Source organism: Lentzea aerocolonigenes, assembly GCF_000955955.1.
GTDB lineage: Bacteria > Actinomycetota > Actinomycetes > Mycobacteriales > Pseudonocardiaceae > Lentzea > Lentzea aerocolonigenes_A.
In genome coordinates this window covers 1-24,794 of record NZ_JYJG01000224.1, presented here as the reverse complement: position 1 = coordinate 24,794, position 24,794 = coordinate 1, and the positions used below count along the sequence as shown (strand labels likewise).

The 24,794-nt window shown below is 69.0% G+C and carries 27 protein-coding genes; 10 read left to right on the top strand and 17 right to left on the bottom strand.

The window, feature by feature from the left end; genetic code table 11:
* The first annotated feature begins 171 nt into the window (after positions 1-171).
* Positions 172-843, top strand: coding sequence for an SDR family oxidoreductase (locus tag UK23_RS27395; RefSeq protein WP_045314528.1), 672 nt, complete (start codon positions 172-174; stop codon positions 841-843).
* Between the two features lie 96 nt (positions 844-939).
* On the opposite strand, the gene UK23_RS27390 is transcribed toward UK23_RS27395, so the two are convergent.
* Positions 940-1,518: a TetR/AcrR family transcriptional regulator gene (locus tag UK23_RS27390; RefSeq protein WP_045314527.1), complete on the bottom strand. Its 579-nt coding sequence runs from the start codon at positions 1,516-1,518 to the stop codon at positions 940-942.
* Positions 1,519-1,613: 95 nt separating this feature from the next.
* Here UK23_RS27390 and UK23_RS27385 point away from each other — a divergent pair, with 95 nt between their 5' ends.
* On the top strand, positions 1,614-1,940 hold the full coding sequence (locus UK23_RS27385; protein ID WP_045314526.1) for a hypothetical protein: 327 nt from the start codon (positions 1,614-1,616) through the stop codon (positions 1,938-1,940).
* Here the strand turns inward: UK23_RS27385 and UK23_RS27380 are convergent, their stop codons facing one another.
* Positions 1,941-2,579, bottom strand: coding sequence for a TetR family transcriptional regulator (locus UK23_RS27380; protein ID WP_045314525.1), 639 nt, complete (start codon positions 2,577-2,579; stop codon positions 1,941-1,943).
* 73 nt (positions 2,580-2,652) lie between these two features.
* Between UK23_RS27380 and UK23_RS27375 the strand changes: the two genes are divergently transcribed.
* Both UK23_RS27375 and UK23_RS27370 read left to right on the top strand, forming a co-directional pair.
* Entirely contained in the window at positions 2,653-3,855 is a 1,203-nt protein-coding gene (locus tag UK23_RS27375; RefSeq protein WP_045314524.1) for a cytochrome P450, read from the top strand.
* Positions 3,856-3,857: 2 nt separating this feature from the next.
* Positions 3,858-4,052, top strand: coding sequence for a ferredoxin (locus tag UK23_RS27370; protein ID WP_045314523.1), 195 nt, complete (start codon positions 3,858-3,860; stop codon positions 4,050-4,052).
* 162 nt (positions 4,053-4,214) lie between these two features.
* Here UK23_RS27370 and UK23_RS27365 read toward each other — a convergent pair whose 3' ends face one another.
* From UK23_RS27365 to UK23_RS27355, 3 genes are all read right to left on the bottom strand, one after another.
* Positions 4,215-6,383 carry a penicillin acylase family protein gene (locus tag UK23_RS27365; protein ID WP_231114697.1) on the bottom strand — a complete coding sequence of 723 codons (2,169 nt, stop codon included), beginning with the start codon at positions 6,381-6,383 and terminating at the stop codon, positions 4,215-4,217.
* 58 nt (positions 6,384-6,441) lie between these two features.
* Complete coding sequence (locus tag UK23_RS27360) at positions 6,442-6,909, bottom strand: cupin domain-containing protein (RefSeq protein WP_045314521.1); 468 nt, start codon at positions 6,907-6,909, stop codon at positions 6,442-6,444.
* A gap of 69 nt (positions 6,910-6,978) precedes the next feature.
* Positions 6,979-8,490 (bottom strand): serine/threonine-protein kinase, encoded by a 1,512-nt coding sequence (locus tag UK23_RS27355; protein WP_231114696.1) that lies wholly within the window; start codon positions 8,488-8,490, stop codon positions 6,979-6,981.
* Positions 8,491-8,610: 120 nt separating this feature from the next.
* On the opposite strand from UK23_RS27355, the gene UK23_RS27350 reads away from it, so the two are divergent.
* Positions 8,611-10,104: a tannase/feruloyl esterase family alpha/beta hydrolase gene (locus tag UK23_RS27350; RefSeq protein ID WP_045314519.1), complete on the top strand. Its 1,494-nt coding sequence runs from the start codon at positions 8,611-8,613 to the stop codon at positions 10,102-10,104.
* Here the strand turns inward: UK23_RS27350 and UK23_RS27345 are convergent.
* From UK23_RS27345 to UK23_RS27335, 3 genes are all read right to left on the bottom strand, one after another.
* Positions 10,101-10,916 carry an alpha/beta hydrolase family protein gene (locus tag UK23_RS27345; protein ID WP_045314518.1) on the bottom strand — a complete coding sequence of 272 codons (816 nt, stop codon included), beginning with the start codon at positions 10,914-10,916 and terminating at the stop codon, positions 10,101-10,103. The genes UK23_RS27350 and UK23_RS27345 overlap by 4 nt on opposite strands.
* Positions 10,913-11,200, bottom strand: coding sequence for an antibiotic biosynthesis monooxygenase family protein (locus UK23_RS27340; protein ID WP_045314517.1), 288 nt, complete (start codon positions 11,198-11,200; stop codon positions 10,913-10,915). The genes UK23_RS27345 and UK23_RS27340 overlap by 4 nt, the downstream gene beginning before the upstream one ends.
* Positions 11,201-11,313: 113 nt before the next feature.
* Positions 11,314-11,868, bottom strand: a complete 555-nt coding sequence (locus UK23_RS27335) for an EF-hand domain-containing protein (RefSeq protein WP_045314533.1) — start codon at positions 11,866-11,868, stop codon at positions 11,314-11,316.
* A 129-nt stretch (positions 11,869-11,997) separates the two neighbouring features.
* On the opposite strand from UK23_RS27335, the gene UK23_RS27330 reads away from it, so the two are divergent.
* The 3 genes from UK23_RS27330 to UK23_RS50605 all read left to right on the top strand — a co-directional run bounded on the left by UK23_RS27330 (position 11,998) and on the right by UK23_RS50605 (position 14,238).
* Positions 11,998-12,987: an LLM class flavin-dependent oxidoreductase gene (locus tag UK23_RS27330; protein ID WP_045314516.1), complete on the top strand. Its 990-nt coding sequence runs from the start codon at positions 11,998-12,000 to the stop codon at positions 12,985-12,987.
* A gap of 57 nt (positions 12,988-13,044) precedes the next feature.
* Entirely contained in the window at positions 13,045-13,863 is an 819-nt protein-coding gene (gene map / locus UK23_RS27325) for a type I methionyl aminopeptidase (RefSeq protein ID WP_045314515.1), read from the top strand.
* Between the two features lie 99 nt (positions 13,864-13,962).
* Complete coding sequence (locus UK23_RS50605; protein WP_196777912.1) at positions 13,963-14,238, top strand: helix-turn-helix domain-containing protein; 276 nt, start codon at positions 13,963-13,965, stop codon at positions 14,236-14,238.
* Here the strand turns inward: UK23_RS50605 and UK23_RS27320 are convergent.
* The 8 genes from UK23_RS27320 to UK23_RS51935 all read right to left on the bottom strand — a co-directional run bounded on the left by UK23_RS27320 (position 14,187) and on the right by UK23_RS51935 (position 21,603).
* Positions 14,187-14,516 (bottom strand): S26 family signal peptidase, encoded by a 330-nt coding sequence (locus UK23_RS27320; protein ID WP_052685105.1) that lies wholly within the window; start codon positions 14,514-14,516, stop codon positions 14,187-14,189. The genes UK23_RS50605 and UK23_RS27320 overlap by 52 nt on opposite strands.
* On the bottom strand, positions 14,516-16,300 hold the full coding sequence (locus UK23_RS27315; protein ID WP_231114695.1) for an ABC transporter ATP-binding protein: 1,785 nt from the start codon (positions 16,298-16,300) through the stop codon (positions 14,516-14,518). Before UK23_RS27315 ends, UK23_RS27320 begins: the two co-directional genes overlap by 1 nt.
* Complete coding sequence (locus UK23_RS48990; protein ID WP_052685104.1) at positions 16,297-17,235, bottom strand: MauE/DoxX family redox-associated membrane protein; 939 nt, start codon at positions 17,233-17,235, stop codon at positions 16,297-16,299. Before UK23_RS48990 ends, UK23_RS27315 begins: the two co-directional genes overlap by 4 nt.
* A gap of 55 nt (positions 17,236-17,290) precedes the next feature.
* Entirely contained in the window at positions 17,291-17,452 is a 162-nt protein-coding gene (locus UK23_RS52970) for a hypothetical protein (protein ID WP_196777915.1), read from the bottom strand.
* A gap of 130 nt (positions 17,453-17,582) precedes the next feature.
* A complete protein-coding gene (locus UK23_RS27300) occupies positions 17,583-17,948 on the bottom strand; it encodes a cupin domain-containing protein (RefSeq protein WP_196777911.1) in 366 nt (121 codons plus the stop codon).
* A 62-nt stretch (positions 17,949-18,010) separates the two neighbouring features.
* Positions 18,011-19,627 (bottom strand): ABC-F family ATP-binding cassette domain-containing protein, encoded by a 1,617-nt coding sequence (locus UK23_RS27295; RefSeq protein ID WP_045314511.1) that lies wholly within the window; start codon positions 19,625-19,627, stop codon positions 18,011-18,013.
* Between the two features lie 28 nt (positions 19,628-19,655).
* Positions 19,656-21,233: an ABC-F family ATP-binding cassette domain-containing protein gene (locus tag UK23_RS27290; RefSeq protein ID WP_045314530.1), complete on the bottom strand. Its 1,578-nt coding sequence runs from the start codon at positions 21,231-21,233 to the stop codon at positions 19,656-19,658.
* A 226-nt stretch (positions 21,234-21,459) separates the two neighbouring features.
* Positions 21,460-21,603 (bottom strand): hypothetical protein, encoded by a 144-nt coding sequence (locus tag UK23_RS51935; RefSeq protein WP_156213418.1) that lies wholly within the window; start codon positions 21,601-21,603, stop codon positions 21,460-21,462.
* Between the two features lie 506 nt (positions 21,604-22,109).
* On the opposite strand from UK23_RS51935, the gene UK23_RS27285 reads away from it, so the two are divergent.
* Together UK23_RS27285 and UK23_RS27280 are read left to right on the top strand one after the other, a co-directional pair.
* The gene (locus tag UK23_RS27285) at positions 22,110-23,114 is read left to right on the top strand and encodes a tryptophan dimethylallyltransferase family protein (protein WP_052685103.1); all 1,005 of its coding nucleotides are present in this window, start codon (positions 22,110-22,112) and stop codon (positions 23,112-23,114) included.
* Between the two features lie 13 nt (positions 23,115-23,127).
* Positions 23,128-24,486 (top strand): tryptophanase, encoded by a 1,359-nt coding sequence (locus tag UK23_RS27280; RefSeq protein ID WP_045314510.1) that lies wholly within the window; start codon positions 23,128-23,130, stop codon positions 24,484-24,486.
* 1 nt (position 24,487) lies between these two features.
* Here the strand turns inward: UK23_RS27280 and UK23_RS27275 are convergent.
* The coding region (locus tag UK23_RS27275; RefSeq protein WP_045314509.1) for a GTP-binding protein at positions 24,488-24,794 on the bottom strand (307 nt) is incomplete at its 5' end.

Genomic DNA, 24,794 nt, shown 5'->3' with positions numbered 1-24,794 from the left:
CAAGCCGACCACCCGCCCGGTCGCGCCCAGCAAGGCGACCACCCGCCCGGTCGCGGAACGCACGCAACAGGAACCCGCCCAACGCAAGCCGACCACCCACCCAGTCGCGGGCCACCAACAGGCGACACAGACCAACCTTGCCAAAATAGATGACGCCTGTAATCTAAACCCGTGCAACTCACCAACGCCGTCGCCGTGGTAACCGGCGCCAACCGAGGCCTGGGCCGCGTCCTAGCAGCTCAACTACAACAACGCGGCGCCAAGGTCTACGCAACCTCCCGCCACCCCGACAAGATCGACCTCCCCGGCGTCACCCCGCTCTACCTGGACGTGACCAACCCGAAATCGATCGAAGAAGCCGCCAGAAGCGCACCAGACGCAACCTTGCTCATCAACAACGCCGGCGTCTCAACACACGCACAACTCACCACCGGCCCCCTCGACGACATCAAGCTGGAAATGGAGACGCACTACTTCGGCACCCTGGCCACGACACGCGCGTTCGCCCCTGTCATCGCAGGCAACGGAGGCGGCGGAATCCTGAACGTGCTGTCGGTGCTGTCCTGGGCGCACCCACCGCAGTACGGCGCCTACTCGGCGGCCAAAGCGGCGGCATGGGCGTTGACCAACGCCACCCGCGGCGAGCTCGCGGAAAGGAACATCCAGGTCAGCGCTCTGCACGTCGCGTACATGGACACCGACATGGCCACGTACGTGCCGAAGGAGGACAAGACCGATCCGGAAGTGGTAGCCAAGATCGCGCTGGACGGGCTCGCCGCGGGACTGCCCGAGATCCTCGCCGACGACTTCACCCGCACCGTCAAGGCCAGCCTCGCTGGCTAGTGGCGCGTCTCGGAACGTTCGCCAGTGCCGCGTCTCGGAACGTTGGCTAGTGGCGCGTATCGGAACGTTCGCCAGCGGCGCGTCTCGGAATGTTGGCTAGCGGCGGGACGCGAGCTCGTCCCGCACGGTCTCCAGGATCTCCCGCGACAACGGCGTCCTCCCGGTGGCACGAGCCATCGTGAGGGCGCCGACCAGCGTGGCGAGATCGACCAGTGCCCGGCGGCGAGCCGCTTCCTGGTCGTCCGGCAGGCCTTCGAGGGCGACCAGGAACTCGATCATCCGCTTCAGCCCGGCCTCGTACGCCGTCCGCAGCGGCGCGTCGTCACCGGCGCGAGCCGATTCCGTCGCCAACGCGGTGTTCGCGCAACCCGTGCCCGGCGAGTCCCGGTGTTCCGGAGCCAGGTACTGGCCGACGAACGCCTCCCAGGCGTCCTCGCGGCCGGTGAGGTCCGCGAGCTGGGCGAGCACCGACCCGAACGCGGCCTCGGTCGCGATGCCGAGCAGCTCGTCCTTGGACGCGAAGTGCTTGTAGAACCCGCCGTGGCTCAGCCCGGCGGCGCCCATCACGTCCTGCACGGAGATCCCGGCACTTCCGCGCTCCCGCAACAGCTGCGCGGTGGCCGTCACGATCTGCTCGCGGTGCAGTGCCGCATCGGCACGCGAAGACCTTCCCACGCCCGCAGGATACTCCAGAAAGATGATGGACGACTTCTATGCGTGCGTAGTTGTACCGATGCCCCGAACCAGGCCGCGCGAGCACTCTCGAGGGCATGACCGAAATCGATCGCGCCCGGAGTGCCGCGCTCGTCGGCTTCACCGCCACGGCGGCCCTGCTCGTGCTGACTGCCGCCGCTCTCCTGAACCCCGCGCTGGACCCGTTCGGCGGGAGCGGCGGCGGCGGCGGCGGCGGATACGTCGTCGCGTTCTTCTACATCGCGATCGGCTCCGCGCTCGTGGGCGTCATCGTCAGGAAGGCCGCGCCGGCTCCGTGGCGCTCCGCCGGGTCGGGTCTGGTGCTGGCCGGCCTGATCGGGGTGGCCGTCTTCGCCGCGCTCATGCTGGCGGTCTACTGGTCGCTCTCGAACACCATTCACTAGCTACCGCAACCGGGACAGCCCTCGCAGCGCGTCGGCGATCTGCTCGCGGTGCAGCTCGAGCATGTCCCGCGTGACGCCCTTGCTCGTCGACCGGGCCACGTCGTCGGTCGCCACCTTGAGCACCGCGCTCACCGCGGCGGCCTGCACGCGGATCTCGATGGCGTCCTGTGGCAGACCCGTGCGCCCGGCGAGCACCTCGGCCAGCGTGTGCTCCGCCCGTTCGCGCAACGTCAGGTACGCGGCTCGCAGCGCGGGTTCGTTCTGCGTCAGCCGCACGACTTCGAGAACAGCCTCGATGTCCTCGTCCGTAGCACCGTCGAGCAGCGGGCTGTAGGCCGCGCGCAGGTGGTCGATCAGTTCGAGCTCGGCCGGCCACGCGCGCAGCACCTCGCAGAACGCACCGACCATCTTGGTGAGCAACGGTTCGACGCACGCCTCCTTGTGCGGGAAGTAGCGCCAGAACGTGCGCTCCGAGACTCCCGCCGCCTGGGCGATCTGCTCGCCGGACGTGTTCGCGACCCCCTGCTCGGCGAAGAGCCTCACCGCGTGGCGTGAGATCTCCAGCCGCTGCTGCTGACGTTGCTCGTCGCTCACCGGTGGCCGACCCCGGCGAGGCTTTTCGGTCACAACGTCCGTCATCACCCGATTCAACCACGTCACCCAGCCGGTTCAATTAGTGGCAGAGAGTGCCATTAATCGCTACGGTCGAGGTATGAGCACTGCCACCGAACGACTACAGCTGCCGCTGGCCAGGCCGAACATCCTCGACCTCGCCCCGCTCTACGAAGTGCTGCGCCGCGAGGCCCCGATCGCACCGGTCACCACCCCGGCCGGCGACCCCGCCTGGCTCGTCACCTCCTACGAGGAGGTCCGCCTCCTGCTGGGCGACAAGCGCTTCGGCCGCTCCCACCCGAACCCCGAGCAGGCCTCGCGCATCTCGACCGCCGCGGTCCAGGACGGTCCGACCGGCACCTACGAGACCGAGGAGGCCGACCACGCCCGCATGCGGCGCCTGCTCACGCCGGCGTTCTCCGCCAAGCGCATGCGGAGGCTGTCCGACCACATGGAACGGTTGGTCGAGGGCTACCTGGACGAGCTGACCACGTCCGATGACGACGTCGTCGACCTGCACTCCGGGCTCGCCTACCCGTTGCCGGTCGCGATGATCTGCCTGCTGCTCGGTGTGCCGGAGTCGGACCACGAGCTGTTCGCGCGGCTGTCCGAGCGGATGGCCAACCTGACGATCGGCGCGGAGGCCCACGCCGCTCGTGAGGAGTTCTTCCGGTACATGGTCGGGCTGGTCGAGACCAAGCGGAACGATCTCGGCGAGGACGTGATCTCCGACCTCGTGCGCGCCCAGAGCGAGGACCCGTCGTTCGACTACGAGCAGATGGTCCGGCTGTGCGTCGGTTTGCTGTTCGCGGGCCACGAGACGACCGTCAACCGCATCGGGCTCGGCACGTTGTTCCTGCTCACCGAACGCTCGCGGTGGGAGGCGCTGGTGGCGGACCCGGACGGCCGGGTCGACGCGGTGGTCGAGGAGATCATGCGTCTTGGCGCACCCGGCGACCTCGGGCTGCTGCGGTACGCGCACGAGGACGTGGAGATCTCCGGCGTGACCATCCAGCGCGGTGACGCGGTCGTGTTGTCGGTCAACTCGGCCAACCGCGACACCGAGGTGTACTCCAACGCCGAGTCGTTCGACCCGGACCGTCCGGAAAGGACACATCTCGGATTCGGGCACGGCGCCCACTTCTGCATCGGCGCGTCCCTTGCCCGCACCGAGCTGCGCGTGGTGTTCGCGGCGCTGGCCAAGCGCGTGCCGGGACTGCGGCTGGCCAAGGAGCTCGGCGAGCTGGAGGTGCGGGCCACGCTCACCGGTGGTGTGGCTGAGCTTCCGGTGAGCTGGAGGTAGTCGTGAAGGTCGTGGTGGACCAGGGAAAGTGCGTCGGGGCCGGGCAGTGCGTGCTGGCCGCCGATGACGTCTTCGACCAGCGGGACGACGACGGACTGGTGGACCTGCTGGACGCTTCGCCTCCTGACGCGAGGCTGGCTGACGTGCGGCACGCGGCGGCGGTGTGCCCGGCGTCGGCGATTCTCGTGGAGGACTAGGTCGTCACGGCGTTGGCGGTAGCGGCCGCGCATCGTCCTGACGTGCCTGTCGTAGGCACCGGAGTCGAGCAGCTCCGCCGGCACGAGCTGCTCGACCGCGCCGGTCACACCGAAGCCGCCCAGGACGCGGTCGAAGTCGGCGAGAGCAGGCCGGCCATGCACTCAGGACAACACCGACCGTCCATTTGCGACAGGAGTCAGCACCAGACGCGACTCCGCGACCCGTTCCACGGCCTCGCGCGAGTACGAGAGCGGAAACGCCTGGCCGCGCGCCCACGCGTCGACGTGGTCGTCGTAGTGCGGGCTGTCAGCGCGTCCCGACTGGCCTGGCGCGTTCACGGCAACCGACGAGTCCCACTCCCCCACGTCGATCACGATGCGGAACGACGCGCCCCCCACCTGCCGGAACTCCCGGTCGAACGTCGTGCTGTTCACCGTGTCGCCGCTGTCACCTCGCGGGATCGCGGGCAGCGCTCCAGCACCTGGCAACAGCGGCGTGAACGTCAGCGTGTGCAGGTCACCCCACCGCCACGCCTCGGGTCGCGGGCCGAGGTTCGCCACCAGTCCGGCCACCGCGTCGGCGAACGTCCGCCGCAGCAACGGCCCCAATGCCGCGTGCTCGCGCAGCAGCCGCAGATCGACGCGCGGGTCGCCGGCGAACCTCTCGTCCGGGAGCACCGCCTCGACCAGCTCGGGGTCGCTCGAAGAGAGCGCGTCCATCAGCAACGCCGGGCGCAGGTGCCGCCGGAACCAGACCTGGAACAGCGCCGGGGCGGCGGCATCGGCGGACTCGACGAAGTCCCACGACCGCAACAACTCCAAGGCGCGCCGGACCACCGGATCCGCCGAGCCGACCGCGGCCAGCAGCGGCACGACCTCGCGGGCCACCGGGTTCAGCTCGTCGGCCTGCAGCGCGAGGCTGTCCCCGACCGTCCAGTCCGAGCGGGCGGAGAGCACCTCGCGAATCCGTTCGGCACGCTGCGGCGAGAGCCAGTAGTCGTAGCCGACCGGGATGCCGTCACGTTCTCCCAGGGGGAAGTTCTGCTCGTTCGCGGTGACGATCAGGTCCTCCGGCGGGTTCCTCAAGCCCGGCAGCAGATCCGTGGAGCGGAACCCGTCCCACTCGTAGCGGCCGTCACCCGGCACCGGCAGCATCCCGTCCCAGCCGCGGCGCACCGGCACGCGCCCCGCGGCCTGCCAGCCGATCTCCCCCGACGGGGTGGCGTAGACCTGGTTCTCGCCGGGAGCACCCCACCCGGTCAGCACCTCGCGGAACTCGTCCGTCGTCCTGGACCGCATCAGCTGCACGCCACCGAGATAGGGCGCCATGCCGGGCTCCAGCCAGGCCGCCCTGAGCGCGAACACCCGGTCGGCCGTCTCCTTCAGCACCGGCCCGTGCCGCGTGAACGCCAGCTCGATCTCGCGCGGCTCCTCACCGCGCACCGGAACGAGTTCGGTCACCCGTCGCGGTCGCTCCTGTTCGCAGACGTACAGATCCTCCTGGTCGATCCCGAAGATCGTCAGCCCGAACGCGATGGACCCGTTGTGCCCCACCGAGATCCCAGGCAGGCTCGGCTCACCGGCCCCGATCACGTCCAGGCCGGGCGCCACCAGGTGCGTGACGAACCGCAGCGACGGCAAGGTCATCGCTCGATGCGGGTCGTTGGCCAAGATCGGTCTGCCACTGCGCGTGCGGGACGACCCGATCACCCAGTTGTTGCTGCCACCGCCCGGGATCGGCCCGAACGCCAGCCGGTAGACGTCCAGCACGTCCTGCGGGATCGACGCCGGGTCGAGCCCGTCCGGCACGACGATCTCGTGGCCGTCGCTGCGAAACCTCCGCAGGTCCTCGGCTGCCGGCCCGAGGCGGGCCAAGGTGATCGCGCGCGCGACCTCCTGCTCCACGTTGGGGTAGAAGACGCTGGTGCGGATGCGGATGATGTCCTCGGCGTGCCACCGCCCCGGCGTGTGCTCCCGGAACTCCTGCGGCCACTGCCCCGAGTCGATGAACGCGTTCACCCCGGCCACGAACGCCTCGGTGGACCGCCGCACGTCCGGCCCGTAGAGATCCCAGTCGGGCTCACCGCGGTAGAGGAACAGTCTGGCCGCCCGGTCCTGCTCCACACAGGACGGTCCGAACGCCTCGGAGAGCAGCCCGAGTCCCTTGCGCCGCCACAGATCCATCTGGAACAACCGCTCGCTCGCCGCGACGAACCCCTGCGCCAGGAACAGGTCGTGCTCGTCGGCGGCGTAGATGTGCGGCACGCCCCACCTGTCGGTCAGCACCTCGACCTCTGCGGTGAGCCCTGGGACGTTCATCAGTCGGTCCACGCGTCGTAGATGTCCGAAAGCGCGGCCCACCATACGCCGTCCATCGCCCGCATGCGCGTCAGAGGAAGTACGAGTCGTGCTTGTCGCGGAACTCGGACAGCTCCTCCGCAGGGACACTCGCGACCCGCTCGAAGTACTCCTCGCGCGGCGCACCGGGCGTGAACAGCAACAACATCTCGGCGGGCGCGTCGGAGTCGTTGCGGAACGCGTGCAGCCCGCCCTGCGGCACGTGCAGGAAGTCGCCCTGTCCGGCGTCGATCCACTTGTCGCCGTTGTAGAGCCGCACGGTGCCGCTCAGGATGTAGAACGACTCCGAGATCGTGCGGTGGAAGTGCGTGCTCGGCCCACCAGCCTTGGGTTTCATCATGACCCGGTACAGCCCGAACTCGCCTTTGGTGACCTCGGTGGTGGCCAGGTAGTGGATGCCGTTGCCGGGTTCGCCGTGCTCGGGCCGGGTGTCCGCCGGGCGGAAGTTCGCGCTGATCTCGCCGTCGTCGCCGAAGTAGACCTTCTCCGGATATGACATGCCGACCGTCCTCTCATGGGTTCCTCACCTACAAGACACGAGATCGCGTGCAGATGTGACCGGAACCCGTCAGCTCTGCATCAGGGGGCCCATGATCGCGGTGCCGTCCGCCTTGCCAACGAAGCAGTGGACGATGCGGCTCGACCTGCGGTAACCGTTCTCGGTCTTCACCTTCCACGCCTCCTCGGTCGGGATGACCACCCAGTACCGCAGGGTCTTCTCCTTGTCCTGACCGGTGACCTTCGACGACAGGAACGTGCGCGTGCACCCGGTTCCGCCGATCTTCGTCAGTTCCGCCGTGCCGGGGTACGGCACGTCCTTCTCGGTGTCGAAGTTGGCCGGGAACGTGTCCAGCACCTCGGTCTCGTGCTCGAGGTAGCAGCCGACCTCGTCCCCGGTCTTGATCTCCCGCGCACCCTTGGCCGGGGTCCACTTCAGGCAGTCCTTCTGGAACGCCCTCAGCCCGTCGTACGGGAGATCGCCGCCCGGTCCGAGGGTGAGCACGGGCTGCATCGCGGGGGTGCTCTCCGGACCGGTCAGGCCGGCGCCTTCCAACATCGGCTTGAACACCGTGAAGTACAACAGGACCAGCGCGCCCACGAGGAACAACGGGGTCAGCGTCGCGGAGAGGATCAGGGCGATCGGGCGTCGTCGTCCGGGGGGAGCCGGCGGGAGGATCACCGGTGGGGCCATGACCATCGAGTCGACCGTCATCGGCCCGGAGATCACCGGCGCGGGCGCTGGTGGTTCGACCGGCTCGAGCTGCTGGGTCAGCTCGCTCCCGGTGGAGTGCAGCGCCCGTTCGATCAACCGGTGCGCGGCCGCCGCGCTCAGCCGGCGGTTCGGATCCGGCTCCAGCAACCCGGTGATCAGCTCGCCCAACGGTCCGGTCACGCGCGGCACCGGCCGTTCGTTCATCACCGCGAGGATCGTCGCCGAAGTGGTCGGCCGGTCGAACGCGCCGCGGCCCTCGGTGGCGTAGAAGAGCGTGGCGCCCAACGCCCACAGGTCCCACGCGGGCATCGCCTCGCCGCCCGCGAGGCGTTCCGGCGACATGTACGCGGGCGAGCCGATCAGCGTACCGGTCGCGGTCAGCCGCGGGTCGTCGATGGACTGGGCGATGCCGAAGTCGGTGAGCTTCGCGGTGCCCTTGCCGGGCACCATCACGTTGCCGGGCTTGACGTCCCGGTGCACGACACCCGCGGAGTGCGCGGCCTCCAGCGCGTTCAGCAGCTGCATCGCGAGCGTGGCGGCGGCTTTGACGCCGAGCGGGCCGTCGAGGTCGACCGACTCGTCGAGCGTGGGAGCCTTGATCAGCTCCATCACGATGAACGTCTGGTCGTCCTCGGAGATCAGGTCGTGGACGGTGACGATGGCGGGGTCCTGCAGCTGGCTCGCGATCCTGGCTTCGCGCAGCACCCGTTCCTGGTAGACAGCTCGCTCGGCGGCGGGCACGTTGCCCGGCAGGAGGAGTTCCTTGACCGCGACGTCCCGGCCGAGCACCGTGTCCTGGCCGAGCCACACTGCCCCCATGCCGCCCCGCCCCAGCTCACGGACCAGCCGGTAGCGTCTGTTGCCCACCTCGCGCATGGCGGGAAGTTTCTCAGCCCGTCACCCGGTCCGGTGAACCGGCCATGACGTACGGACACAGCGTCATCTGACGGGCGCGACGGATCAACGGCCTTGCTTAGCGTCGCGGGCGTGAGACTGACAAAGCTGTTGGCTACCACCCTGCTCCTGACCGGCCTGGCGCCACTCGCGCCCGCGTCGGCGAGCAGCACTTCGTGTGCGGCGGTCGCGGTCACCGCCCCGGCCGGCGCTCGGATCGAGTCCGTGGACGCGGTGCGCCACGCCGCGGATGGCGACGTGCCCGCGTACTGCCAGTTGACCATCACCGTGACGCACGGTTCCGACCACGCCAAGACCGTCGTCGGGCTTCCCGAGACCGGCTGGTCCGGACGTCTGCAGGGCATCGGCGGCAGCGCGTACGCCGCGGGTGACACCGGGGCGCCGTTCGTGCAGGCCGTGAAGGACGGCTACGCGGCCGTCACCACCGACGCGGGCGTGCTGACCGGACTCGACACCAGCTGGGCGGTGCGGGACGGGCAACTCGACAAGACTCTGCTGACGAACTTCGCGACGCGTTCGGTGCACGAGTCGTCCTTGATCGCCAAGGAAGTGGTCCGCAAGCACTACCAGCGCTCGGTTTCCTACTCGTACTGGAACGGGTGCTCGACCGGCGGGCGCCAGGGCTACGCCGAGGCGCAGAACTTCCCGGACGACTACGACGGAGTGCTCGCCAACGCCCCGGCCGTGAACTGGACCCAGTTCGCCGTGGCTACCTTGTGGCCGCAGATCGTGCAGAACCAGGACGGGCACATCATCGGAAACTGCGTGCTAAACGCGTTCCGGGCGGCCGCTGTCGAGGCCTGCGACGCCGCTGACGGGGTGCGGAACCAGATCGTCGACCGGCCGGACCGCTGCAGCTACGACCCGCGGCGGCTCGTCGGCAAGGTCGTCGTCTGTGATGGCGAGGAAGTCACGGTGACTTCATTGGATGCCGACGTGATGCGCAAGATCTGGAACGGCCCGACCGACGAGCGCGGCCGGTCGTTGTGGTCAGGTCTGCCGAAGGGTGCGGATCCGGTCTGGCTCGCCGGCATGATTCCCGGTTTCCCGGGCGGCCCCGGTTTCCCGGTCGCGTCCGCCTGGGTGGCGAGCTTCCTGTTGAAGCAGCCCGGTTTCGACACGTCCAAGCTCACCTACCAGCAGTACCGGGACCTGTTCCGGCAGTCGGTGCGCGAGTTCGACTCCGTCATCGGCACCTCGAACCCTGATCTGTCAGGTTTCCGGCGTTCCGGCGGCAAGCTGATCACCTTCGTGGGCACCAACGACCAGCTGATCCCACCCGGCGGCACGTTGAAGTACCGCGCGGACGTCGAGCGGCGGATGGGTCATGTGAACGACTTCTACCGCCTGTTCCTCGCACCGGGCGTCGACCACTGCTTCGGCGGCAACGGTGCCGCGCCGGTCGACCCGCTCGGCGCGCTGGTCGACTGGGTCGAGCACGGCAAGGCCCCGGCCGTGCTGGCCGGGGCGTCCGCCGACGGCACGCGCGACCTGTGCCCGCTGCCGCAGGTGTCGCGGTACCGCGGCGGCGATCCCCGTTCGTCGTCGAGCTACCGCTGCGCCTAGGAAAGCTTGTCCTGCAACCACTTCCGCGCGACCGACCAGGCATGACCGTCCGGTTCGATCACGTGGAAGTGGTCCGCGCCCGGCGACTCGACGAACTCCGCGTCGCCGCCCTTCCCGGTGGCTCGCCTCGCGTAGGTCGAGCTGAACTCGGCCGGGACGATCTCGTCCGCCGAGCCGTGGATCGCGAGCACCGGCACTCGGGGAGCGCCCATCTCCACCGGTGACGTGCGCTGGTACAGCTCGGGGTCCTCCACCGCGGAGGCCCCGAGCATCAGCCGGACCATCCCGTGCCCGACACCCGCTGCCACGACCGGGAACATCTCCGGCGCCGACGGTTCAGGTGCGCCGCGCGGCGGTTCGGCGTCGAGGTCGGCCAGTTCCCTGCCCAGTTCCGCGGTGTCGGCCGCGACCAGGTCGAGCACACCGGCCAGCGACACGACTCCGCGCAGCTTCGTGTCCCTGCGATGTGCGGTCCAGGTCGCGAGATGCCCGCCCGCCGAGTGCCCGACCACGGCCACGCGTGACGTGTCCAGCCTCGGATCCAGATCGGCCACCAGGTCGACGGCTTTCGTGACGTCCTCGAACGTGCCCGGCCAGCCCCCGCCCGGCTCGCCGACCCTGCGGTATTCGATGCTCCACACGGCATGTCCGTCCGCGACGAGATCGGCGATGAGCGGCCGAACGGGAGCGTCGTCCCACATCGCGGCCCACCAGCCGCCGTGGATCATGACGACCACTGGGAACGGACCATCGCCGTCGGGCAGGTGCAGCTCGCCGTACTGCGACTTTTCGGTGCCATAAGGGCGAATCACGAGAGCACTCCCGATTCGGCGCTGACGAGCGAGTCGATGGCGTCGAAGAACGCCTTGATCCCCGGCAGGTTCGCGCCCTTCGCGCTCGACGCCGCGTAGTCCTCTGGCGAGCGCCATTCGACGATGTCGAGCCACTCGTCGTTCGGCAGCCGCACGAGCCGAGCCCCGAGGAACCCGGCGCGGTCGGCCTGGAAGTCGGCGATCATGCCCGGCCGCGCGGCCAGCAGCTGGTCGGCCTTCGAGGGCAGGACGCGGAAGCGGGTCAGTTCCACCGAAGTAGTCATGCTTTGATGATAGTCATGATTAGTGACTAATTCCACCGGAGTGACCTAACACCCACACCGCCGACGAAGACGGTCAGCACGTGCCATCCCAGGCACGGTTCCTCGTTCCGCGCTCAGGTGAGCTGCAGCGACGTCGGGTAGAGCCAGCTGCCGGGCGTGTCCTCGGCGGGGTTCGTGTAGTAGTCGCGCACCGCCGCGACGTATTCCTGCACGCTGATGGCCCCGTCGCCGTCCGTGTCGAGGTGCGCGAACGCCATCCCGCACTCTTCTTCGCTGAGTCCCCGTGCCTTCAGCAGCACCCCGAACTCGTCGGCGTCGACCCGGCCGTCGCCGTTGGTGTCCGCGAGGTCCAGCAACGACTGCACGATCTCCAGGAAGTCAGCGTCGAACGGCCCGTGGTCGACGAACGCCTCCATCATGGCGGCGCGGTACTCCTCTGGCCCGATCTTGCCGTCCCGATCGGCATCGCAGTGGTCGACCAGCATCTCCCAGAACCGGTCGTACGCGTCCACCAGCTCACTCCCGCGCTCCGAGGACGCCGGCTCGCCGAACGCCCGCAGCAGCCGGTTGGCCAGCGCGTAGATGTCTGCCAGCTCGATGACACCGTTGCCGTCGACGTCGTAGTGGGCGAACGTCGAGTCGATCCTGTGCTGCAACACCTGCTTCATGCCCGGCACTGTGGAGAGCGAGCCCGGGTGAGCGCAAACCGCGTCGCCCACCCAGGTGATCGTCCTAGCTCGACCGTGTGAGTGGAACGATCCGCGCTTCTCGGTGTGGCGCGGACCTAGGCTGGGGCGATGCGAACCGGCATCGTGCTACCCGCCGGTCCCGGTGTGGACGACCTCGCCGCGCGGGCCGAGGAGCTCGGCCTGCACAGCTTCTGGCTCTACGACACGCCGATGGTGCACGGCGATCCCTTCGTGTTCTTGAGCTTGTGCGCGAAGGCCACCAGCCGCATCAAGCTGGGCATCGGCGTGACGTCTCCTTCGTTGCGCTCGGCTCCGGCCGCCGCGAGCGCTTTCGCGAGCCTCAACGCGCTGGCACCGGGCCGGATCATCTGCGGCATCGGCACCGGCAACACCGCCCGGCGCACCCTCGGCATGCGACCGTCATCGGTGGCCACGCTGGAGAACTTCACCGCCACGCTGCAGGACCTGTGCGCCGGCCGCTCTGCCGGCTACCGCGAAGGCGACCGGGTCCGCTCGGTCCAGTTCCTGCACACCGCGGCTGCACCCGATCCGATCGAGTTCGTGGTGGCCGCGCTCGGCCCGAAAGCAGCCGCCGTGGCGGGTCGCCTCGGCACAGGACTCATCTCGTTCGGGCTGCTGGACCCCGCCGCCTGGCGCGCCCTGCGGCCGACCGGCTCGAAGTCCTACCTGATCACCGCGCTGCACGTGCTCTCCGACGCTGACCACGACGCTCGGGACGCGACCGGTCACGTCGTGCTGTCGCTGCTGGCGTTCGCCGCCGACAACCCTGCCTTCGCCGCACAACTCGGCCCCTTGGAGCAGGAGGCGGTGCGGACGTTCCTCGCCCTGCGCGGCACCACGTCCGCGTCGCCGGACCGGCACAAGGCGCTCTACCGCGGCTACCTGCAACGGATCGCGCCACAGGAGCGGGACCTGGTGCTGCCGTCGTTGATGAACGATCTGACTCTGGTCGGAACCCGCGACGAGCTGGTGGCGCGCATCGCCACGCTGGAACAGGCCGGGGTCGACGAGCTCGTGATCCAGCCCGTGATCGACCCACCCGCCGAGATGGCCCGGCTTGCCTCGCTCCTGGCGTGAGCACTCTCCCGGCCGACCCGGTATTGTTATACCGGTACCAGCCTACGGAGGAACACGTTGATCGAACTCAAGTCGCCAGCCGAGATCGCGCGCATGCACGTCACCGGCCAGTTCGTCGGCGCACTGCTCGAGGAGGTGTCCGCGGCCGCCACGATCGGCGTGAACCTGCTCGACCTCGAACTGCACGCCCGGCGCCTGATCCAGGAGCGCGGCGCCGAGTCCTGCTACTGGGACTACTCGCCGTCGTTCGGCCGGGGCCCGTTCCGCAACGTCATCTGCCTGTCGGTCAACGACGCGGTGTTGCACGGGCTGCCGAAGAGCTACGTGCTGCAGGACGGCGACTTGCTGACCCTCGACATCGCGGTGGGCATCGACGGCTGGGTGGCGGACTCGGCGGTGTCCGTCGTCGTCGGCACGCCCAGAGATGAGGATCTGCACCTCATCCGGGCCACCGAGGTGGCGCTGGAGGCGGCGATCGAGGCCGCGCAGCCCGGTAACCGGATGGGCGACATCGAGGCGTCGATCGGCGAGGTGGCCGAGGAGTTCGGGTACACGCCGAACCTGGAGTTCGGCGGGCACGGCATCGGGCGCACGATGCACGAGGCGCCGCACGTGTCGAACAACGGGAGGCGCGGCCACGGCATGAAGTTGCGGCCCGGCCTCACGATCGCCATCGAGCCGTGGCTGGCGGCGACGACCGATCGAATCATCTTCGACGACGACGGCTGGACGTTGCGGTCTGCCGATGGGTCGCGTACGGCGCACAGCGAGCACACCGTTGCGATCACCGAGGACGGGCCGTTGGTGCTCACGCGCCGGCCGAGTGAGCGTAAGCAGAACGAGGTCTCAGCCAAGCAGCCTCACGTCCTGCCGTAGTGGCCCAGTCCGCACAGTGGCGCAGTCGATCGTCCTCCGGTAACCATGCTGTGGGCTTGCAGAGGAGAGGGACGGAGGACCGACGACACGGGAGTCTGGATGACCACAGGGGCAGAGCTGGGCGTCGACCTGGACGAGCTGCGGCTGCTGGGCGGCTTGTCCTATCGCGAGCTGGCCAAGCGCACCGGGTGTGCGCGCAGCACGTTGCACGATGCGTTGACCGGACGTCGTTTTCCCAAGCTGGACACGGTTCTGGCCATTGCACGGGCGTGTGGTGGGGACATGATGAGCTGGCGGCGGCGTTGGGTGGCGGCGTGCAGGCATCAGGCGCGGACGGTGCCTACGATGTCCCGGCAGTCGACCAGGCCCAGTTGACGGGAGTCCTGCGAGCGCGCGTTGTCGCCCACGACGGCCACGAAACCGGGTGGCACGTGCGTGGCGACCACGGAAGGTGCCAGCCACGCGGGCACGGGGTCGCCGGCGACGGCCGCCACGCGCTTGATCCGGTGTGGCAGCTCGGCATCGGGCACGCGGAACACGATCACCTCACGGCGGCGCGGGCTCCGCAGGAGGAGCCTGCGCGCCAGGAGTTCCTGACCGTCGGCGAACGTCGGCGACATGCTGTTGCCGCGCACGGTGACCCTGATCCACATCAGCCGACCCTCGCATCCTGGTAGCCGTTCGCCTGCAACCGGAACAAGCGCGCGTACTCGCCGTCCGCGTCCATCAGTTCGTCGTGGCTGCCGCACTCGGAAATCTGCCCGGCCACCAACGTGACGATGAGATCCGCGCCCCTCAAAGCCGACAGGCGGTGGGAGATCAGGAGCCGGGTGCGGCCCTCAGCGTGCAGGCGCAGCGTGTCGTGCACGCGGTGCTCGCCTTCCGCGTCCAACCCGGACGTCGGCTCGTCGAGGATCATCAGCGAGGCGTCGGTCCGCATCAGGCACCGGGCCAGCGCAACCCGTTGCCACTGGCCGCCGGACAACGTCACGCCCGTGCGCTCATCCGAGTCCGCGTGCGTGCGTGACAGCACGGTGTCGTAGCCATCGGGCAAGGCCTCCAGAACACCAGAGATCTGGGCAACCGATGCTGCCGCAACGATTTGCGCGCGATCATCACGCGAGGAGACCTGGCCGATGCCGATGTTCTCCGCCGCGGTCAGGTCGTAGGCCATGAACTCCTGGAACACCACACCGATCCGCCGCCGCAGTTCGGCCAGGTCCAGCGAGCGGATGTCCGTGCCGCCCCACGTGATCGTGCCGCGCTGCGGGTCGTAGAACCGGCACAGCAGCTTGACGAGCGTGCTCTTGCCCGCGCCGTTCACGCCGACGAGCCCGACCGCCGCGCCTGCCGGAATCGTCAGGTTCACGCCGCGCAGCACCCACGGGCCGTCCTCGGCATATCGGAACCACACATCTCGCAGCTCGATCGCCGCCGCCGCAGGGGTTTCGCGACCTGACGCCAGGTCATCGCGCGTGTCGAGGACGTCGAGGTAGTGACCGAACAACCGGACCGCGCGCCCGGCCTCACCGAGCTGCAGCACCACCCCGGACAGCCCGGTCTGCACCCCGGCGACGGCCCCGAGGAACAGCACGAGATCGCCGACCGACGATCGCCCGGACACCACGTTCACCGCCACCACGACCGTGCCCGCGCCCGCCACCACCGCACCGAGCAACGCCAAACCGCTCTGCACCAGCGTTCCCCGCCGGGCTGCGGCCAGCCGTGCGCCCGAGACCGTCTCCAGTGACGACACCATCCTGCTGTGCAACAACCCGCCGAGCCCGAACAGCCGGATCTCCTTGGCCGCCCGCACATCCGTCAGCAACGCCCGGTAGAACAGCCGCCGCCGATCGGTCGCCACCCATGCTTCCTCCGTGGCCGCTTCACGCCGCGCGGTCGCCAGCCGGGCGAACACCGCCGTCACGACGGACGCGAGCAGCAGCAACGTCATCGGTGGCCACACGACCAGCAACGCACCGGCGAAGCTCGCCAGCAACACCACCGAGCGCACGACTTCCTGCGTGAACTGGGAAATCGTGCCCGGGGCCTCCTGCGCCGCCTGCTCGGCGAGCCGCAGCCGGTCGTGGAACGCGGGATCCTCGAGCTGCCGCAACCCCGGCAGCGTCGCGATCCGCTGGAACAGCCGGCTCTCCACGGTCACCGCGACGCGCTGCTGCACCACCTCGCCGAGGTGCCCGCCCAGGTAGAGCAACGCGATCGCCAGGCCACCGGCGAGCGCGGAGGCCACCGCCAGAAACGCCGCCCGGCCAGGCGAAGCGGTTCCCGAGGTCAGCGAGTCGACCAGCAACATCGTCAGCCAGGCACCACCAGCCGGTGCCGCCCCGGCGAACACGGTGAGCGCCAGCGTCACCCCTGCCACCAGCGGCGTGGCCCGGAACGGCAACGCCAGCGCCGCCAGAGCGTTCCGGATCACGCCACCGGCGCCGGCACATCGGCGAAGTCGCTCAGCTTGATACCGGACGCGGTCACCACCCCGCCGTGCGTGTAGATCAACGTCGGGAAGGCCATGACGCCGAACGCCGACAGCACCGGATCATCCGTCCCGATCACCGCGACCCGGCCCAGCCCGCTGACCTTCTCCACCAGACGGGCGGTGGCTTCCGGATCGGACGGATCACCGTCCACAAGGGACACGAAACGAGCGGCGGGCGGATCGGCCAGCAACGCGTCGGTCAGCGACCGGCACGGCCCGCACCCGACCGAGAAGAACCCGACCTGCACCGGCCCGTCGAGATCGGCCTCGGTGAAGAGCTCGCCACCTGTGTCGGCGACCGAGAACGATGGAATCACCGTGCCGGGCTGCGGCAGGTTCTGGTTGCGCACCGGCCCTGACCGCTCCTGCAGCTCCCGCACCCGAGCCACCAGGCCGTACGTGAACAGCCCGTGCGCCACGACCACGACCGCGAGCAGCACCACGGCAATCGTGAGCAGAGTCAACGGTTCCTCCCAGGAAGCGGGTGGCGTCACGAAGGCGCCGACCAGACCAACACCGATCAGCACCCCGTTGCGCACCAGGTGCTTCGGCCCGAGCACGTCCCCGCCCGCACCAAAGCACTTGCAACGCACGGGTTTCCGGCCGTACACCGCCAGAGCGATCCCGCCGCAGAACACCGCGAGCAACGACACGGCCAGCGCATACCCGAGCCCCGTACCCGGAATCGCCAGCAGCACGACGGCAACAGCCTCGCCACCGAGAACCGCGAAAGCCACCTGCCGCGCAGGCAGCCACGGCACCAGAGCGGCGATCGACGAGCGGAACTCCGCAAATCCCTGCCGCGTACGAACTTTCCCCACCACCGCCGCCAGGAACACACCAGCGAGCAGCACACGAGCGAACAGATCGAGCACGTCCGGCCTCCCCAGGGCGAAGCGCCGGCGAGGAGACCCCCGCCGGCGCCCCGGCTCAGCGACAGCTGCTGCTGACGGACGAGCAGATGCCGTTGCAGTTGAAGCGGTACCCCTTCTTGCAACACTGCCCGTGCTCGGGCACGCAGGCACCGGCATCGATCTTCGGCAACACCAGTCCGACGAGCTTCTCCCCGGCCAGCTGTGCGAATCGCTTCACGGTCCGCTCCTCCCAGTTGATCAACAGAACGCACCCACGCTGTCCTGCCGACCCCGGGGAGCGGAAGAGGAGTCGGACGCTCTCGGACGCCCTCGGACTCGAACTACCCCATCCGGCCGATCACGTTCACCTACTGCGCCCAGGGCAGGCCCTGCCGGGCGTCGCTGCCGGGAGCACCGGCCTGGCCGCTCGCCGGCATCGCCACGAGCGCCTGCGCCGGACCGCCGACAGCGCGGAACCGCCGGGGCTCGTTCGCCTCCAGGACAACGGTTTGGCCCGTGGTGGCCCGCACGGTCTCGTCTCCGACCGTGAACTCCCAGGTGCCCGAGATCGGCATCCAGATCTGGTCGGCGTCGATCAGGTGCAGCGGAGAGTCCACGTCCTCGGCCATCTCGACGCGCCACGTGCTGATCTGCTTGCTGCCCTGGCTGGGCGCGGCGAGACCGGCCATCAGACCGGCCGGCGTCCTGGTCGTGCGCTCTTCGGTCTCAGTCACGAGTTGCATTTCATCCCCCAAAAATGTTCAGCGGGCTCTACCCGCGGATCGGCACGATATCGTCAGGCGGGCACGAGCACCCGGCCCTGAGCCAGTTCCAGCTCGCCGCCCTGCCACCGCTCCCGCAGCGACCGGTCGTGCGACACCACGACCACGGCACCGCGGTAGCCGGCGAGCGCGGCCTCCAGCTCCTCCACCAGAGCGGGCGACAGGTGGTTCGCCGGCTCGTCCAGCAGCAGCACGTCCCACTCCTGCCGCAGCAGCCGGGCGAGCGCGAGCCTGCGCCGTTGCCCGATCGACAACGCGCCGACCGGTGTGGCGAAGTCGTTCTCCCGCAACAGTCCGAGCGACGCCAGCCGCTCCGCGTGGTCCTCGGGACTTCCCGGCAGGCCGGCGGCGAACGCGGCCAGCACCGTCTGGCGGGGGTGCCGCACCGCGGTCTCCTGCGACAGGTACCCGGCCGCGCCGTGCTGGGCGAGGGTGCCGCGGTCCGGAACCAGCACACCCGCCAGCACGTCGAGCAACGTCGACTTGCCGGCGCCGTTCGGCCCGGTGACGAGCAACCGTTGCCCCACTTCGACAACGAGCGAGTCCACCCGCAGTCGTTGACCGACGACGGCCTCCCTGAGCTCGAGGACCGCTCCCTCGCGCACAGCGGCACCGAGTGGAGCGTTCAGACGCAGCGGATCCGGAGGCCTGGGCACCGGGTCGGCCCGCAGCCGCTCCAGTCTCTCCGAAGCACTGCGCACACGGGTCGAGATCGACGCCTGCACACGGCGCCCGTCCCCGTTGTACTTGCACTTGTTGTGGTCCTTGATCGCCCGCCCGGGCGCCACGTCGTGAGCAGTCGTCCCGCGCCACTCCGTCCAGTGCGCGATGCCGGAAACCCACTCCGCATACGCCTGCTCCCAGCGCTGCCTGGCCGCCCGCTTCTCCGCGAGATAGCCCGCATAACCGTTGCCGTAGCGCGAAAGAGACCGCCGATCACCATCGACCTCGACGATCGCGGTGGCCACGGACTCCAGCAGCAGCCGGTCGTGCGTCACCACCACCAGCGTTCCCCGATGCGCCCGCAACCGGTCCTCCAGCCAGCTCAACGCCTGCTGGTCGAGGTGGTTGGTGGGTTCGTCCAGCAGCAACAGTTCAGGCTCGGCCGACAGCACCCCGGCCAACGCCAGCCGGGCCCGCTGCCCACCGGACAACGTGCCGAGCGAACGGTCCAGGCCGATGTCCCCGATGCCCAGCGCGGACATGGCAGCCTGAACGCGAGCATCCGCGCAGTAGCCGTCCCTCAGTTCGAACGCGGTCAGCAGGGAGCCGTACTGGGCCAACTCCGCCGGAGTGGCGTCACCGAGTCCAGCCGCCGCAGCCGCGATCTGCCGCTCCAGCAGGCGAATCTCGACCAGGGCGGCGTCGATGGCGTCGCCGGCCGAAGCGGAGTCCGGCAACCCGAGCACCTGCCCGAGATGCCCGGCCCCGCCATCGGCGACGACGGTGACCGAGCCGTCGTCCGGCGTCTCCTGCCCGGCGATCAACCGCAGCAGAGTCGACTTACCGGACCCGTTCTCCCCTACTACGCCCAGTTTTTCGCCCGGCCGGACCGTCAGCGAGACGGTGTCGAGCACGCGGCGGTGGGCAAAGGTCTTGCTGACCGACCGAAGAGTGAGCTGACCTGACATGGAAGCCCCCTTTCAGATGTCAGAGGTTTCAGGCGGCGAGGGCGAGCGTCGGGCCCTCCCAGTTGCGCCGCAGCCAGCGGTCGTGCGACGCGATGACCACGGCACCGGGTGCCGCCTTCAGCGCGTCCTCGAGCTCCGCGGCGAGGCTCAGCGACAAGTGGTTCGTCGGCTCGTCGAGCAGCAGCACGTCCGGCGGTGCGGCGATCAGCAACGCCAGCGCCACCCGGCGACGCTGCCCGATCGACAGCTCCCCCACCGGCCGGTCGAGGTCGCGAGAAGCCAGCAACCCCAGCTGTGCCAAGGGAACCGAGGAGGCCATCTCCGAGTACAGCTGCCGAGCCGAGCGGGACAGGTCCGGGAAGACCACGTCCTGCTCCAGCAACCCGACCCGCACGCCACGCGCCCGGTGCACGTCACCTGCGTCCGGCGTGAGCGAACCGGCCAGGATGCGCAGCAGAGTCGACTTCCCCGCCCCGTTCGGACCGGTGATCATCAGCCGCGAGGACGTCTGCACGTCGAGCTGCCCGATGTGGAGTCGCCCGCCGAGCCGCACGTCCCGCAACGACAACGCGAGCTTTTCCGCGCTCGCACCGGTCATCGCCCCGTTGAACCGCAACGGTGCCGGAGGGCGGCGAACCTGGTTGCGGGTCAGCTCGTCCAGCCGCTGCTGCGCGTTGCGCACCCGCCGCGAGATCTGCTTCTGCACCCGGCCGCCGTGCCGGTCGTAGCCGACCTTGTTGTTGTCCTTGATGGTGCGCTGGTGGTTGACCTGGTGCGCCGTCACCTCGACGGAGACGCGCAACGTCTGCAGCTCGTCCTGCTCCTGCGCGTACTGCTGCTCCCACCGGACGAGCTCAAGCCGTTTCGCCTCGAGGTAGTCCGAGTAGGTGCCGCCGTACCGCGTCACGCCACCACGTGCCGGGTCGAGGTCCACGATGTCGGTGCACACCTCGTCCAGGAACACGCGATCGTGCGACGCCACGACCACGGTGCCGGGCAACCCGCTGAGCCGCCTCTCCAGGAACGACACCGCCTCGTCGTCGAGGTGGTTCGTCGGCTCGTCGAGCAGCATCGCCCGCGGCTGCCGGATCAGCAGTGCCGCCAACCCGATCCGCGACCGCTGCCCGCCGGAGAACGTGTCCAACCGGCGTGACGAGTCCACATCGGACAGACCAAGGCCGGCCAGCACGAGCTTCGCCCGGCGGTCCGCGTCCCACAGGTCGTGGTCCTGCGCCCACTCCAGCAGCTCCCCGTACTCGGCGAGAGCAGCCGGATCCTCCAAAGTGGACGCCAGCGAGTCGAGCCGCGCGGAGACCGCGCGGATCTCGGCCAGCGCGTCGTCCAGCACGTCCTGAACACACGCATCAGCCGGGAAAGGCAGTTCCTGCCAAAGGAAACCGCAGTCCGCGGGCCTCGCCACGACACCGTCGTCCGGCTCCTCGACGCCTGCGAGCATCCGCAGCAACGTCGACTTGCCGGCACCGTTCTCACCCACCAGCCCGATGCGCTGACCAGGCGATCCAGCCAGGGAAACCCCGTCCAGCACACGGCGTGAGCCGTAGGACTTCACCAGATTTCGGGCATGCAGAAAAGGAATGTTCGACAACAGGCACCCACCCGCCGAAGGAAGATCGGAAACGGAGAACACGCCGGGCACTCAGCGCTCGAACCGAGCGCGGGCCGCAGTCGCGTGCCGGTGAGGGTGTCAGTAGATCACGAGGAGGATGGTGCCACGGCCGGCGGCGAACCGTCAACAAGCCGAAGGGCCCGTCACACCACCGGGAACCGCCCGGCCTGGGCTAAAACCCAGGCGGGGCAGCACGTTCGCCCAGTCAGACGCGGCGGTGGACCGCCGCGTCCCAGCCACGACGGCCGAACGCGACACCGGAGTCGGAGAAGCCCTCGACGAAACCGTCCTCGAGATCCTGCGGCCGGTCGGGACCGAGCGTCAGCGAGCTTTTCTCATCTATTTGCAATGCATCCCAGAACCGTCTCGTTCGTCCCCAAAAGATGGTCGCGCACAGGCCCGCGACCGGGAAACATGCCGTACAACTGATCGAATTCGAGTGCGTTAGGACGAAACGATTAGTGACGCAGGCGCCATTCATTCGAATCCAAGCGATCCCGTATAGCACATGTACAGCGGTCAATGCAATTCGCCGCCGCATGCCGCCATTCACACTCCCGGAATGGCCGGGTCATCAGGGAATGCGCACTTCGTCAATAGGCCGTGCAGTGCAATTCTCATCACAGCACAGAGTGCCGCACGCAACCCCTCTGGCTCTTGACCAGGGCATGTGGGCGGTTGAGAGAATTCACCTCGCGATTCCACCCCGATCGGATTGCACCCCGCCCTGATTCCCCGGCCGATCAGGAGACCCCCGTCTTGAGCGTGCCTGCCGTCTCGATACGCGATTTCGCAGTTGCCCAACTGCAGATACTGCTGCGTGCCGTCGGATTAGCGGATTCGGCGGAAAGAGCGATGAAACTGCTGGCTGAGGCGCTGGGGCCCGGCAGCGAGCGGCCGCTCTCGGCAGTTCCGCATTGGCCCTCCCACGTCGCCGACGACCACACCCCGGTCGAATTCTCGGTGGCCCTGGCCAAGCACGAACCACCCTCGGTCCGCATGATCGTCGAGTCGCTCGCCGAGCAGGAGCAGCCGGACCTGCGGGCCAACGTCGGCGCGGCGCTCGGCGTGCTCGAGCAGCTGGCCGTCCGGCACCAGCTCGACGTGCGGCGGCTCGACGTGGTGCGCGACCTGTTCCTCCCGGAGGACCCGCAGGGGGCGTTCGCGTTCTGGTACTCGCTGATCGTCCAGCCGGACGTGGCTCCCACGATCAAGGTCTACCTCAACCCGGAGGTGCGCGGTCGTGAGAGCGCGACCTCCGTGGTGCGCGAGGCACTCACGAGACTCGGTCTGGGCACGGCCTACGACACGGTGACCCGTCACGCTCTGCGACGCCCCGGCCGGGACCGGTTCTCGTTCTTCGCACTCGACCTGACGGACGAGGAACAAGCGCGGGTGAAGACCTACGTGGCGCACGAGGCCGCCGAGATCCCGGACGTGGTCGTCGCGGCCGCGGCCACCCCGGACATCGACCAGGAGCTCCTCTCCGACGTCGTCGCACTGGCCTGCGGCGGCACCGGGCCGTTCACCGGCCGCCCGCTGATGTCCAGCTACACCTTCATGTCCGGTGACACGGACCGCCCGAGCGGCTACTCGCTCTACATCCCGGTCCGCGACTACGTGCGGGACGACCTGGAGGCCTGTGAGCGCGTTCTCGCGATCATGGCCCGCTGCGCGCTCGACACCGCGCCGTTCGTCATGGCGCTCGCGAGCATGGTCCGCAGACCGCTCGCGGACGGCGTCGGCCTGATCGCCCACGTCTCGCTGCGACTAGGTCGTCCACGTCCCGGAGTCACGGTCTACCTGTCCTCCGAGGCCTACGACGTAACACCAGCACGCACAACAGCAATGTCGCTTTGAGAAAGGCAAGTCCGTGGAGCCGTACCGCATCAAGGTCGTCGAGCCGATCCCCATCACCACCCGCGAGTACCGGGAGCGCCGGTACGCCGAGGGCGGCTACAACCAGTTCAACCTCACCGCGGACGACATCACGATCGACCTGCTGAGCGACTCCGGCACCGGCGCGCTGAGCGCCGAGCAACAGGCCGCGGGCATGCGCGGCGACGAAACCTATGCGGGCGCACGGTCGTGGGCGCGCTTCCGCGAGGTGGCCGCGGAACTGACCGGGTACGACCACATCTTCCCGGTGCACCAGGGCCGTGCCGCGGAACGGATCCTGTTCACGGCGTTGTTGAAGCCCGGCCAGATCTCGCTCAGCAACACGCATTTCGACACCACGCGCGCGAACGTGGAACTGGTCGGCGGGATCTGGCGGGACATCCCGTGCGCGGAGGCCGAGGACCTCGACAGCGACGAGCCGTTCAAGGGCAACATCGACCTCGTCGCACTCGAGGCGGCGCTCGCCGGACCGGACGACATCGGCCTGGTGCTCATGACGATCACCAACAACGGCGGCGGCGGGCAGCCGGTGGCGATGTCGAACATCAAGAAGGCGAGCAAGCTGTGCCGCAAGCACGGGGTGCCGTTCATCCTCGACGCGGCCAGGTTCGCCGAGAACGCCTGGCTCGTCACACAACGGGAGGAGAAGTACCGCGGCCACAGCCCGCGCGACGTCGTGAAGAAAGCCTTCCGGCTCGCGGACGGCTGTGTGGCCAGTCTGAAGAAGGACGGCATCGTCCACATCGGAGGGTTGCTCGGCCTCAACGACCCGGAACTGGCCAGGCGGTGCGAGCTCCTGCTGATGGCCACCGAGGGCTTCCGCACCTACGGCGGCCTGAGCGGACGCGACCTCGACATGTGCGCACAGGGCATGCTGGAGGTCACCGACCCGCTGTACCTCAGGGAACGCGCTGATGCCACGGCACATCTGGCCGAATGCGCGCGAAAGGCCGGTGTGGACAGTGTGCAGCCGACGGGCGTGCACGCGGTGTACCTCAACGCGGGCAGGCTTCTCCCGCACATCCCGCCGCACCAGTTCCCCGGTCACTCGCTCGCGTCGGAGCTGTACCTCGCGGGCGGAATCCGTTGCGCCGAACTGGGTTCGCTCTACCTCGGCGAGATCACCGACGACGGCGAGCTGATCACGCCCGCGCCGTACGAGCTGGTGCGCCTGGCGATCCCGCGCCGCGTCTACACGCGCAGCCACCTGGAGTACGTGGCCGAGACGCTCGCGGGCATCGCCGAGAACCCGGAGCAGGTGCCCGGTTACCGGCTCACCGAGGCACCTGCCATGTTGCGGCCGTTCCGCTGCCGGCTGGAAAAGATCAAATAACTCAGGCCATCGCGGGATCGAGCTTGCTCATCGCATGCTCGATCACGCGGGCCAGCACCGTCTTGCACGACTCGCGGTCGCGCGCGTCGCACAGCACCAGCGGCACGTTCGCCGAGACGTCCAGCGCGGCCCGCAGCTCGTCCTCGGTGTAGGAGTGACTGCCCTCGAAGCAGTTCACCCCGATCACGAACGGGATCCCGCGGCGCTCGAAGAAGTCGATCGCCCCGAACCCGCCGTCGAGACGCCGGGTGTCGACGAGCACGACAGCGCCGATCGCCCCGTACGCCAGCTCGTCCCACATGAACCAG

What these genes read in the sequence shown, in the direction of transcription:
- UK23_RS27385 (WP_045314526.1), top strand. Translation starts at nt 1,614, where the DNA reads ATGACCGAAATCGATCGCGCCCGGAGTGCCGCGCTCGTCGGCTTCACC.
- UK23_RS27380 (WP_045314525.1), bottom strand. Translation starts at nt 2,579, where the DNA reads ATGACGGACGTTGTGACCGAAAAGCCTCGCCGGGGTCGGCCACCGGTG.
- UK23_RS27375 (WP_045314524.1), top strand. Translation starts at nt 2,653, where the DNA reads ATGAGCACTGCCACCGAACGACTACAGCTGCCGCTGGCCAGGCCGAAC.
- UK23_RS27360 (WP_045314521.1), bottom strand. Translation starts at nt 6,909, where the DNA reads ATGTCATATCCGGAGAAGGTCTACTTCGGCGACGACGGCGAGATCAGC.
- UK23_RS27340 (WP_045314517.1), bottom strand. Translation starts at nt 11,200, where the DNA reads ATGACTACTTCGGTGGAACTGACCCGCTTCCGCGTCCTGCCCTCGAAG.
- UK23_RS27335 (WP_045314533.1), bottom strand. Translation starts at nt 11,868, where the DNA reads ATGAAGCAGGTGTTGCAGCACAGGATCGACTCGACGTTCGCCCACTAC.
- UK23_RS27330 (WP_045314516.1), top strand. Translation starts at nt 11,998, where the DNA reads ATGCGAACCGGCATCGTGCTACCCGCCGGTCCCGGTGTGGACGACCTC.
- UK23_RS50605 (WP_196777912.1), top strand. Translation starts at nt 13,963, where the DNA reads ATGACCACAGGGGCAGAGCTGGGCGTCGACCTGGACGAGCTGCGGCTG.
- UK23_RS27320 (WP_052685105.1), bottom strand. Translation starts at nt 14,516, where the DNA reads ATGTGGATCAGGGTCACCGTGCGCGGCAACAGCATGTCGCCGACGTTC.
- UK23_RS27295 (WP_045314511.1), bottom strand. Translation starts at nt 19,627, where the DNA reads ATGTCAGGTCAGCTCACTCTTCGGTCGGTCAGCAAGACCTTTGCCCAC.
- UK23_RS27285 (WP_052685103.1), top strand. Translation starts at nt 22,110, where the DNA reads ATGAAACTGCTGGCTGAGGCGCTGGGGCCCGGCAGCGAGCGGCCGCTC.